The organism is Nostoc sp. DedVER02 (assembly GCF_034530675.2).
Classification (GTDB): domain Bacteria; phylum Cyanobacteriota; class Cyanobacteriia; order Cyanobacteriales; family Nostocaceae; genus Nostoc.
Window position 1 is genome coordinate 13,798 of sequence record NZ_JAVRCP020000053.1, and the last position, 11,888, is coordinate 25,685.

The 11,888-nt window shown below is 41.9% G+C and carries 7 protein-coding genes; 2 read left to right on the forward strand and 5 right to left on the reverse strand.

All coding sequences use genetic code 11. The annotated features are described in order from the left end of the window. Positions 1–204 precede the first annotated feature (204 nt). Together RMZ41_RS29280 and RMZ41_RS29285 are read left to right on the forward strand one after the other, a co-directional pair. Positions 205–2,820, forward strand: a complete 2,616-nt coding sequence (locus RMZ41_RS29280; RefSeq protein WP_322641241.1) for a Calx-beta domain-containing protein — start codon at positions 205–207, stop codon at positions 2,818–2,820. A 98-nt stretch (positions 2,821–2,918) separates the two neighbouring features. Further along, complete coding sequence (locus RMZ41_RS29285) at positions 2,919–3,209, forward strand: hypothetical protein (protein ID WP_322641240.1); 291 nt, start codon at positions 2,919–2,921, stop codon at positions 3,207–3,209. Between the two features lie 88 nt (positions 3,210–3,297). On the opposite strand, the gene RMZ41_RS29290 is transcribed toward RMZ41_RS29285, so the two are convergent. The 5 genes from RMZ41_RS29290 to RMZ41_RS29310 all read right to left on the reverse strand — a co-directional run bounded on the left by RMZ41_RS29290 (position 3,298) and on the right by RMZ41_RS29310 (position 11,675). Then, positions 3,298–6,603 carry a GAF domain-containing protein gene (locus RMZ41_RS29290; RefSeq protein WP_322641239.1) on the reverse strand — a complete coding sequence of 1,102 codons (3,306 nt, stop codon included), beginning with the start codon at positions 6,601–6,603 and terminating at the stop codon, positions 3,298–3,300. A 257-nt stretch (positions 6,604–6,860) separates the two neighbouring features. After that, positions 6,861–8,048, reverse strand: a complete 1,188-nt coding sequence (locus RMZ41_RS29295; RefSeq protein ID WP_322641238.1) for a TRC40/GET3/ArsA family transport-energizing ATPase — start codon at positions 8,046–8,048, stop codon at positions 6,861–6,863. Between the two features lie 234 nt (positions 8,049–8,282). Then, a complete protein-coding gene (pstS, locus tag RMZ41_RS29300) occupies positions 8,283–9,377 on the reverse strand; it encodes a phosphate ABC transporter substrate-binding protein PstS (protein WP_322641237.1) in 1,095 nt (364 codons plus the stop codon). A 129-nt stretch (positions 9,378–9,506) separates the two neighbouring features. After that, positions 9,507–10,904 carry a cytochrome c biogenesis protein gene (locus RMZ41_RS29305; protein WP_322641236.1) on the reverse strand — a complete coding sequence of 466 codons (1,398 nt, stop codon included), beginning with the start codon at positions 10,902–10,904 and terminating at the stop codon, positions 9,507–9,509. Positions 10,905–10,934: 30 nt separating this feature from the next. Beyond that, a complete protein-coding gene (locus RMZ41_RS29310; RefSeq protein ID WP_322641235.1) occupies positions 10,935–11,675 on the reverse strand; it encodes a cytochrome c biogenesis protein CcdA in 741 nt (246 codons plus the stop codon). Positions 11,676–11,888: the final 213 nt, after the last annotated feature.

Here is an 11,888-nt window from a genome sequence, read left to right on the forward strand (position 1 = left end):
TCTATTCATTTAAATTACTGAATAGCGAACAGTTTAAAAAATTCAGCCAAGTTGAGAAAATTAGGAGAATTTTTCTTACCTAGTCAAATAAGTGAAGTGATTACTATTACATAACATATAACTAATTTTTGACTAAAGTAAAAGCTAAAACTCTTCTCTTAACTAGCAATAACACTCTATATTTTTACAGATGAAAATACAACTATGGTGAATAATCAATCTTCATTACCTAATGGTGATGGCTCTAATGGTAGTTATCGTTTTAGTGACTTCTCCGATGTTTCTAGTCTGACGCTCAATGGTAGTGCTATTCAATCAGACAGCATTTTGCAATTAACAGGCTCTAGCGCTCAAGCAGGAAGTGCTTTTATTAGTAGCCCCATATCTATCGATGCCAACACATCTTTTAAGACTAACTTTGAGTTTAAATTGCATGATGGTAATGGTTTATATGGCGCTGATGGCATCACTTTCATCCTGCAAAATAGTGCCGCAGGTGGGAAGGCACTGGCAGGAGAAGGAGGTGGAGTTGGTTATGGCAATCCTGATAGTTTTGGTACTCCAATCTCCAAAAGTCTAGCTGTGGAGTTTGACACCTACAAAAATAGTTGGGATAAAAGTAACAATCAAATTGCCCTCTTACGTGATGGTGATGTCACCAAAACACTGGCAATTGCTACTCCCAGTTTTCAGCTCAACAATGGTAATGTCTATGATGTTTGGATTGATTACGACGGCAGTAACAATAATCTAGATGTTTATATAGCTAACAGCGATGTTAAGCCCACAACACCACTTTTCTCCAATCAGGTTGACTTGACTTCGATACTAGGTTCGCAAGCCTTTGTAGGATTTAGTGGTGGTACAGGTGCGTTATTCAATGCTCAAGACATTGAGAGCTGGAGTTTCTCTACCTCGAACATTTCCAGTGTCCTAGCCTTGAGTCAAGCAGATTATAGCATCCATGAAAACGATAAAGCGATCGCTGTTACGGTGGAGCGTACAGGTAGTAGTAGTGAAGCCGTTGCGGTAAAATATACCACTAGCGATCGCACTGCCAAAGCTGGCATCGATTACACTTTCACCAATGGCATCTTAAACTTTGCAGAAGGTCAAACTCAAGCCCAGATAAACATTCCAGTCTTAGATGATTCTACACTAGAACCGAATCGGGCTTTTCTCTTGACTTTAAGCGATCCTACTGGCAATGCAGAATTAGGAACGCAAAACACTTCCGCGATCACCCTTTTGGATGACGATGCTACCTCGGTAGCTAACGTCACCACTCAACACAATAATAACAATCGTACTGGCGCGGATTTGAATGAACAACTGCTTAATACCTCGAATGTTAATGCTGATCAGTTCGGTAAGTTGTTTTCTCGTCCGGTTGACGGTTCAATCTATGCTCAACCTCTATACCTAGCCAACATCAATATTCCTAATCAGGGTACTCATAATGTGGTATATGTAGCTACTATGCACAATACCGTATATGCTTTTGATGCTGACGACCCAAATGCTTCCACGCCCCTTTGGTCAACTTCACTGGGAGCTTCAGTAAAATTACCTGACATCAACATTGGGCCTGAAAACTATAAAGATATTTCTACTGAAGTCGGTATTCTCAGTACACCAGTCATTTCAACTACCAACAATGTAATTTACGTAGTAGCTTTGACAAAGGAATCTGGCGAGTATAAATACAAACTTCATGCATTAGACTTGGCTACAGGTGCTGAAAATGGTGAGCCAGCGGTGATTAGTGGCAGTGTTTCAGGAACTGGTGGTGGCAGTGTAAATGGTGTGGTGACTTTTACTGCAAATCGGCAGAACCAGCGTCCTGGACTACTACTATCCAATAATAAAATATACATTGCCTTTGCATCTTTTGGTGACGAGGAACCCTTTCACGGTTGGGTGTTTGCTTACGATGCCACAACCCTTACCCAAACTGCTATTTACAACGACACGCCCAACGGCTATTTCGGAGGAATCTGGCAGGCAGGCAATGGGTTATCTACTGACAGTAGCGGCAATATTTATGTAGTTACTGGTAATGGCAGTTTTAACGCCAATGGTTCGCAATTAGGTAACAGTGTTGTTAAATTCTCTCCCGATTTGAAAGTGATTGACTGGTTCTCTCCTTACAATGGTGAAGCTTTGAACGCAGTTGATGATGACTTGGGTTCTGCAGGAGCATTAATTGTTCCCAATACTAACTATCTCATTGCAGGCGGTAAGGAAGGGAAAATTTATCTACTTGACCAGAACAATCTCGGCAAATTCAATGCTAGTGGCGATATACAGATTCCCCAAAGCTTCCAGGTAGTTGGAACAGCAGTTAATGGAGTTGAACCACCTATAGGTACAGGAACTCATAACATTCACGGCACTCCTATTTATTGGGATGGCCCCAATGGCCCAGAAATCTATGTGTGGGGTGAAAACGATTGGGCAAGAGCTTATAGTTTTAATGGCAGTACCTTAAACACAACCCCAACCGCCATTAGTAGTATCACAGCTCCGCCAGGAATGCCTGGTGGTATGCTCTCACTCTCTGCCGACGGCAATACTGATGGAACAGGAATTCTCTGGGCTTATACTCCGTTCGATAAAGATGCGAATCAACAAGTTGTATCTGGTATTTTACGAGCCTTAGATCCTACAACAATGACGGTTTTGTGGGATAGTAAGGAAGATGCCGCCAGAGATGATGTGGGCAACTTTGCCAAATTTAGCCCACCCACGATTGCTAATGGGAAAGTCTATCTAAGTACTTTTTCCAATAATCTAGTAGTTTACGGCTTGCAGACTTGATAGATAACATATATCTTTGCCAAGATAATGTTTCTAGAATTGATGGCGGTCGTTAAGGACTTCCAAAAGCCAAAAAGGTCATAGACACAGTTGGCGAGTTGGGCGGACACATCAAAAATGAGCGTCAGGCTCGTTCACAGCTGCGGCTAGTCAAGGAACCAGAGAAACTAAAACAAGCTGTAGCGATCGCTCTGAAAGATAACCCTGACCCAAGTGTTTCAGACTTTGTGATACCAATTTTCGTGTGGAACAGCCTAAAGCTTCAGAGACTTGGGAGCAAGTTACCGAAATGTATTCCCCTCAACCTGAACTCTGTTGTTTGTTTGCTGATGACTGTTCTGCTAATAGCTCAAACAATTCTGAAGCAACCTCGAATTGGGCTAGCTTAACATATACAAATCCCCAATAAGGGACTTGCAAAAGCCTGAGTTTGTTGAATTTGGGTTGAACAAACCTAAATTACAGGAGTCGATGCTGCTATTTCCGAATTTGTCTAATCGGAATTTCAATCCAAAATTCTGTACCTAACCCCGGCTGAGAATCACATTTAAACACACCACCGTGTTTATCCACGACAATTTGATAACTAATTGATAACCCTAAGCCAGTGCCTTTTCCCACTGGTTTAGTAGTGAAAAAGGGGTCACAAATTCTTGCCTTTAGGATTTCGGGTATTCCTGGGCCATTATCTGCAATGCGAATAACTACGCTTTTAACATTCCCTTCTATCTGTGCGATCGCAGTACTAATGGTAATTTGGCTGCTATGAGGTTTTGATGTAGACACTCTATAATCTTCTAGAGCATCGATCGCATTGCTTAAAACATTCATAAATACCTGATTCAGTGGCCCGGCATAGCACTCTACTAAGGGAAGCTGACTGTATTCTTTAACTAATTTAATCGCCGGACTTTCCGGTTTTGCTTTCAAGCGATGCTGCAAAATTAGCAAAGTGCTATCAATGCCTTCATGAATATCAACTGGTTTCATTTCAGCCTCATCAAGGCGAGAAAAATTTCGTAAACCCAAGACTATCTGCCGGATGCGATCGATGCCAATTTTCATGGAAGATAAAGTTTTGGGCAAATCCTCGATGAGAAAATCTAAGTCTATCTCAAAAGCGCGATCGCGAATCTCAGGGTTGGGGTTAGGACAATTTTGCAAGTAGAGGTCTAGTATACCGAGTAAATCTTGGGCGTAATCATTGACATGATTGATGTTGCCATAAATAAAGTTGACGGGATTATTAATTTCGTGAGCAACACCAGCTACCAATTGACCTAATGAGGACATTTTCTCAGTTTGGATCAGTTGGGTTTGAGTTTGCTTTAAATCATGCAAAGCTTGAGCTAGCTTTTGGGTTTGTTCTTTAGTTTGATTATGTAATTGGGCTTGTTGAAGTGCAACCCCAAGCTGATTAGCAATTTGAGTAATAAACTTAATTTCCGAGGCTTCCCAATGACGAGGTGCAGAGTTCTGATAAGCTGCTAGTAAGCCCCATAGCTGTTGACCGATAAATATAGGTGCGATCGCATAGGCTCTTGCTTGAATTTGCTCTAAAACTGCAACGTGGCATTGAGAATGGCCAACTTCATAAATATCATCCACTGCAAAGGTTTCATTGTGACGATATCGCCCACCTTGGGTTTCCTGCAAATAGCTGTCTTGCCAAACGGTGTTAGTATTGGAACCTACTAGCTTTACCCAACCATTACCCACAAACTCGGCGATATATTCACCACTCCAATCAGCCTGGAATTGGAAGACTGCAACTCGATCGGCTTGTAGTGATTTACAGATTTCTTGGGTGGTTGTCTGAAAAATCGCATCTAGATCGAGAGATTCTCTAACTTTCGCCACAACTTCAAACAATACCCGTTGTTGTTCTGCTGCTTGTTGCAAATTTAACGTCTGTTGTCGTGTTTGAGTAAGTAATTCTGCTTGCTGGAGTGCTACCCCCATTTGACCTGCAATCTGACTGAGAAAGTTAACTTCCGAGGCTTTCCATTGCCGAGGGCCAGTGTGTTGATAAGTTGCCAGCAAACCCCAAAGTTTTTGCCCAACAAAGATCGGAGCAAGCACAAAAGCATGAATTTGAAACTGCTCTAAATTGTCGATATGACACTTAGCAAATCCCATCTTGTGGATGTCATCGACTGCAAATGTTTCATTGTTGCGATAACGTCCTCCTTCTGTATCTTGTAAGTAAGTGTCATTCCAAACCGTATTAATGCCTAGTTCAGACTCATTCGACCAGTATGGACTAGCAGCCTCAAAATCTCCAACAAATTGACCACCCCAATTAGAATCGAAACGATAAACCGAAACGCGATCGGCTTTAATTAATTGACAAACTTCTTTAGTTGTGGTTTGAAAAATAGTATCTGTGTCTAAAGATTCTCGAATCTCGGCAATAACTTTAAACACAGCCTGTTCTTGTTCAGATGTCCGTTGTAACTCAACTGTGCGTTTTTTAACTTGTTTTTCTAAATTTTCATTGAAGACTTGCACTTGTTGCTGTAGTTCATATTGCTGAACTGCTGAAGCAAAGTGTTTACCGAGATTTCTAGCCAGTTCAATCTCTTCAACCGTCCATTTTTGAGCTTGTGCTTTTTTAGATTCGCGCCAAGCCTCAAAGGAGCGCCGGGGGTATAGTTGTCTGCGATCGCTGTCATACTGTCCCGCCCATAAAGTCTCTGTATCTACTTCATTGCGAAAAATACTTAAGTAGCCTAGCAACTGCTGACGATACAAGAGTGGAATGATCAATAGGCTGCGAATTTTAGTTGGTTGAAAAGCAATTTGTAAACTTCGCAAGTCAGGGGTATTGTATATATCTGAAATCGCCCAAACATCGTAATTACTAGACTTATAGTGTTCTTGCCAGATACTATACTGCTCTATTAGGGGATATATAGTTTGTTCTGGCATTACAGGTTGCTGTCCACAGATATAAAGCTTGATACAAGTATTTCCTGGTATTAAGCATTCTGTTAAGCTGGTGACGTTGCCACTGTGGAAATCCAAAGCTTCATTTCTAATGCAAAGCCTGCCACCAACACCATTAAAGGCAGCAACAGCCGCTTCTAGGGCTGGTTGTAATACAATTGTCGGTAGTGAATGTAGCAGGCTAGCAATGCGATTTATAATAGTTTCCCGTTCGGCTGTTTTGCGGACTTGAGTGAGTAGGGTACTTTGAGCGATCGCTACTGAGAGTTGATCTACCACCATTTGTAATGCTTCTAGCTCATATTCTGAAATCAAACGCCCTTGGGAATTATGAGATACCAGCAGCCCCCAGAGTTGGTCTTGATAGAGAATCGGCGCGATCGCAGAAGACTTTACCCCCATTGCCGTCAAATATTCAATATGGCAGGAGTCTACAGAGCGATAACGGATCTCTTCTGATATAGTTTCTCCATTATCCAAGTCACGCAGGTGAATTTGACCAATTTCTTGAGTATCAACATTCACAATAGAACGTACCCGTGATTTAATAAATAGCTCACGGGCGCTGAGTGGAATATCGTCAGCCGGGAAATTCAGCCCCAATAATGATGGCATATTGTTGGAAATTGACTCAGCAATGACCTGACCACTGCCATCGCCATGAAATTTGTAAATCATCACTCGGTCAGTTTGTAGTAGCGATCGCACTTCTGCCGTTGTCACTGTGATAATTTCTTCTAACTCTAAGCTTCGTCGGATATGGTTTGTAATCCGCCGTAGTAAAGTTTCTTCATGGCGATACACAGATAAATCTTGTTCGGGATTGGAGGTCATTGCTTATAGTAAAATTCATTAATAAATGAATTGCAAACTGACATAATTAAATCTAATGCCATCTTGAATTCATTTTAATCAATTTGTCTTCAGTAAAACTACGGGTAAAGCATTAATAAAAATCTTTATTTCCCTTTTATAAAAGTTTATCAATACATCACAAAAACAGACGCTAAAAAATTGCGTCTGTTCTAGCAAAAGAAAAGATTCTTGCTTTTAGCTTTTGAGTTTCATCGAGCATTGCCGGAGCAACAAACTTAAACTCTTATATTGTCAGTAAAGCGGATTTTTAGATAATCATCTTCCATCTTTGCCCCTCCTGGTTGTAGTGCTGCTAAGGCTTGTGGTAAAACTAAATTACGACGATGGTTGCCGATTGTAATGTTTAATTCGTCTCCATTCTTACTTAGTTGAACTTGGCTTTTCGGAATACCAGGTAAATAAAGTTCTAAGCTGTATTGGTTTTGCTCTTGAACGACTCTCATGGTGGTTTCTTTGTAATAAACCTGAGTCGGATCTTCATCTTTGTAGAGAGTTTCTTTCAGACGTTCTAATGCAGCCAATCCACACATTTCTTCAGAAAAAAGTGGAACTTCCTTAACAGGTAAAGGGTGGAAATTCTCGTGAATTTCCTGGCGATATTGCTCCTGACTTTCTTTCCAACGTTGGAAAAATGGGTCTTCGACTTCGCGGGGAATAATTCGATTAGCCACAATTAAATCTGTTGCAACATTATACAAACTCAGATAAGCATGGGCCCGCAGAGACTCTTTAATCACCATCTTTTCAGGATTAGTGACTAGACGGACTGAGGTTTGAGTATTGTCTGTTAATACTTTTTCCAGAGCCTCAATTTGTTCATAAAATTCATAAGGTGCATCCATCACCTCTTTATCTGGTAACGAAAAACCAGCAATTGGTCTAAACAAAGGTTCAACTAGAGGGCGAAGTGCCACTGAGATGTTTTGAAATGGTTTGTAAAAACGGCGCATATACCAGCCACCGACTTCAGGTAGACTCAGTAAGCGCAATGCAGTACCAGTGGGGGCTGAGTCGATAATTAAAACATCAAACTCGCCTTCATCGTAATGGCGTTTCATCCTTACCAAGCCAAAAATCTCATCCATGCCTGGTAAAATCGCCAATTCTTCCGCCTGTACGCCGTCTAAACCCCTGGCCTGTAAAACTTGGGTAATGTAACGTTTTACAGCACCCCAGTTTCCCTCTAGTTCTTGCAACGCATCCAATTCTGCACCCCACAGATTTGGGCGAATTTTTTGGGGTGCGTGTCCCAGTTCGATGTCAAAACTATCTGCTAGGGAATGAGCCGGATCTGTACTTAAAACCAATGTTTGATAGCCTAGTTCCGCACAACGCAGTCCAGTTGCAGCAGCAACGGAAGTTTTCCCTACGCCACCTTTACCAGTCATTAAAATTACACGCATAGATGCTTTTATCCTGCCTGAGAATTTTTTACATTTATTTACATTATCGACTGTTTAAGGAAAATAGAGGGTAGGGAGTGTGGGCAAAACATTGAGCGCTTTGTACAACGACACCTCCCACCCCAATACTTGTCGGTTAAAGGGGAAGGGGGAAGGGGAAAAGGGAAAGAAAAAACCTTTAACCTTTACCCTTTACCCTTTACCCTTTACCCTTTACCCTTTACCCTTTACCCTTTAATTTGCAATTTTATTTGTAGCAGATTGCACTTGAAGCACAACTTTTTTAGACAAAGGAATATAGCCGAGTTCCAAACTGGATTTTTGCCCCTCAATCAAAGCCCAATTAACAAATTTTTTCAGCGCTTCACCTTTGGGTCGGTTTGGATATTGCTGATAAGTTAAAAGCCAGCTATAAGTAACGATGGGATAAGACTGGGAACCTGTAGGATCGCTGATAAAAGCAATCAAGTTATCGGCGGGTAATTTCACTGACTCCAAGGTTTGAGCTACAGATTGTGGTGTCGGCGTAATATAATTACCAGATTTATTTTCTAAAGCAGCCACAGGAAGTTTATTTTGTTTGGCGTAGACGTATTCTACATAACCAATAGCTCCTGGAATCTGTTGAATTAAGGCGGTAACACCTTCATTACCCTTTCCACCAATTCCGACTGGCCATGCTATGGATTTCCCGGCTGCGACTTTGCTTTTCCATTCTGGGCTGATAGCACTTAGATGTTGCGTCAACACACTTGTAGTTCCACTACCATCAGTACGATATACAACTTGAATCGGTAAATCGGGTAAATTTACTCCAGGATTAGCTACAGCTATTCTAGGATGATTCCAATTAGTAATTTTTCCGAGAAAGATATCTACGTAGACTTGGCGTGAAAGCTTTAAACCTGTTGGTAGATTGACTTGAGTTGATTGGTGGTTAGGCGCAAGGTTGTAAGCTAGTACTATGGAACCAGCAGTCATGGGTAAAGCGATCGCTCCCCTTTTTATCTTAGCTGCTTGTTCATTTGTAATTCCCACATCACTAGCTGCAAAGTCCACAGTGCCTTCAATAAGTTGTTGTACCCCAGCGCTGCTTCCTATAGCTTGATAGTTAATTTCTACATCAGGATTTTGCTGATTGTAATCTGAAAGCCAGCGTTCGTATAAAGGCGCGGGAAAACTTGCTCCTGCACCAACGAGGGAAACATGCTTGATGTTTTTATTACTGGTAGTGCAAGAAGCGATACTCAACAAGATAGCGATCGCAGGTAGAAGGCAAACCCGTGGCTTAGATTGAAGTTGAGCAGAGATATAAATCTTTAGTTCCAATGGTCAATAATTTTCCAATCAGTAGCCGTGTGGGTATAATCATTTGTAAAACGAGGAAAATAACTTTGCATTTCAAAGTTATCATGCGCCCTACCCTGTGGTAGTAAGTAAGGGGAAGCGCCTATGGATTTAAACTTCAATCGCCGTCTCTTTTTCCTCACCTTTTGGCTGTGAACTCAGCCGATCTAAAATATCTAAAACCTCTTGTTCAAAAGCAACTTGGGCGCGGTTAGTTTTGCCACCAACATATAAGCGATCGCCTTTTTGCAATGCCCAGATTTGCGAATGAGAAAAATAACTCATCACGACACCCAGCATTAGTAAGCCAAACCCTGAGTAAACAATTGGTATACCTGGATCGGCTTTAATTTGTAAGCCAGTGCTGCCAATGACATCCAAAATTTTTAGATTCACGCCATTGACTTGGGTAGACATCCCAGCGCGGACAGTATCAACGAGTTTACCTTTAGGATCGTAAATTAATACCATCCCTTGCAAGTCTTTGGCTAACAAAGAGACACCCTCACTCAAATCTGGCTTAGTAGGAACCCAGGTTCCCCAAATGCGCCCTTTTCCGTTGGTGTTCAATAGCGCCATTGGTAGCTGAAAAATCGGGCTGTTGTTAAATTGGACGCGAACACCTGCAATTCCCCAGTCGGTTTGGTAGAAGGTTATACCGCGATAGCGCAGAGGCTCGTTGACAAAAATCTTCTTGTGGTCAACTTCCTCTCCCTGCTGATTCAGGACAGACATATCGGAATAAAATTGATCGATGCCGCCAGATGGAGTGTAATCTATCCAAAAACGATTGACGCGCACAGACCAATCTTTCGAGACTTGGGCAGCTAAAGGCCCAGCATCGACAATATTTGTCACTTGAAATGTATCGCCACTAGCAACCATTTCCTGTGCCATAAACCCAGTCATCGCCCCCCAAATTCCTCCTAGCAAAATAGCGACGATGCCAATATGGACGATAATTGGGCCGATGCGTCCGGCTATTCCCTTACGGGCGTAAAGGATATTTTCTTTCTCTGAATCTGGAAAAATTTTATAGCGGCGTTTCTGTAATATTTCGCTTAGAGAATTCAGGGAACCATTATCTAGTTCTGCACTTAAAGCTAGTTTTTGAAATTGCCGTGGTTCTTCGTAGTATTTCCAGCGCTGGGCTGCTTTTAAGGCTGGTAACTGTCGGGTAAAAGAACAAGCAGTTAAGCTAGTACCAAATAAAATCAGTAATGCTAGAAACCACCAAGTACGATATACATGGTCTAACCCAACTACCTGAATTACCTTCCAAGTTAGGAAGCCAAATAAAGCGGGATGTTCTGGGTAGTTACTTTGATAAAATGCGGGTGACTGACCTTGCTCAATTACAGTCCCGGTGGAGCTAAAGATTGCAATCAATAGTAATAGTGCGATCGCTAATCGTAAGTCTGTCAATACAGGCAAAAGCTCTTGTCGTAAGAACTGCCCAGGTATTGCCCACCACTTTAATTCTTTGGAAGCGGAATCTTCTATAGTCATTAGGTGTAAAATCGAACAAAGGTATTGATATTAAAAACTACCGAGGGGAATTCGAGAAATTAAGGAAAACACACCGAATCCTACCAACAGCGCCCCGCTAACTGGGTTAATCCAACCAGACCAGCGACGCAATTCTAGTAACTTTTTAATTGAAGCTGTAAAAGTACCTGCCAAAATTAATGGTGCTACATAACCGGCTGTATAAGAAAGTAGCAAAACAGCGCCTAAAATTAAGTCTTGTGTATTGGCAATCCAACCGAGTAAGCTGGCTAAAACAGGCGTGCTACAAGGGGATGCGACTAAGCCAAAAGTCAGCCCCAGCAAATAAGAACGCAATCCTGCGGGTAAATCTTGCGAAATCCAATTCGTTTCGCCCAAGGATGGAAATTGTAGAGGTAATGCTTCTAGTAAGTTCAGCCCCATGAGAATGGCGATAATGCTGACGATAATCGGTAAACCAATTCCCACTTGACCGTAGACTTTCCCCACAAAAGCTGCTATAATTCCCATCCCGGCTAATGTAGTTGCTAATCCTAAAGCAAACCAAGTTGATTGGGCAGCTGCTTGCAAGCGGTTTTTGGCTTCATAACCGCCGATGTAACCAATAGTAATTGGCAGCATAGAAAGCATACAGGGTGTAAGACTGGTAAGCAAGCCAGCTGCAAAAATGATACCAACGCTGACCACACTAAGATGTGTCAGTTGGTTAGAAACGAGGCTGTTGGCAAATTGTTCTAACTGGTAAAGTTGGGTTTGCAGATTATCAAGCATGGGGAGTTTTTGAGGAGGAAATGCTTACTCTGCTTGAATTGTAGCTTATTTTTGTCTGTAGAGTTAGCAGAAGCGATTATCCAAAGCTGATATCATCTAAATTTCATTGGAAGTCGGCGGGGAACTCCATTCCCTTTTGGGTAGGGATAGCGCCCGCCGACTTTGGGTATTGGGCATGGGGCATGGGGCATTGGGTATGGGGCATTAGGAAAA

Bases quoted from the DNA above. Each gene is read 5' to 3' on its own strand.
- RMZ41_RS29305 (WP_322641236.1), bottom strand. From the start codon at position 10,904: ATGACTATAGAAGATTCCGCTTCCAAAGAATTAAAGTGGTGGGCAATA.
- RMZ41_RS29280 (WP_322641241.1), top strand. From the start codon at position 205: ATGGTGAATAATCAATCTTCATTACCTAATGGTGATGGCTCTAATGGT.
- RMZ41_RS29310 (WP_322641235.1), bottom strand. From the start codon at position 11,675: ATGCTTGATAATCTGCAAACCCAACTTTACCAGTTAGAACAATTTGCC.
- RMZ41_RS29295 (WP_322641238.1), bottom strand. From the start codon at position 8,048: ATGCGTGTAATTTTAATGACTGGTAAAGGTGGCGTAGGGAAAACTTCC.
- RMZ41_RS29290 (WP_322641239.1), bottom strand. From the start codon at position 6,603: ATGACCTCCAATCCCGAACAAGATTTATCTGTGTATCGCCATGAAGAA.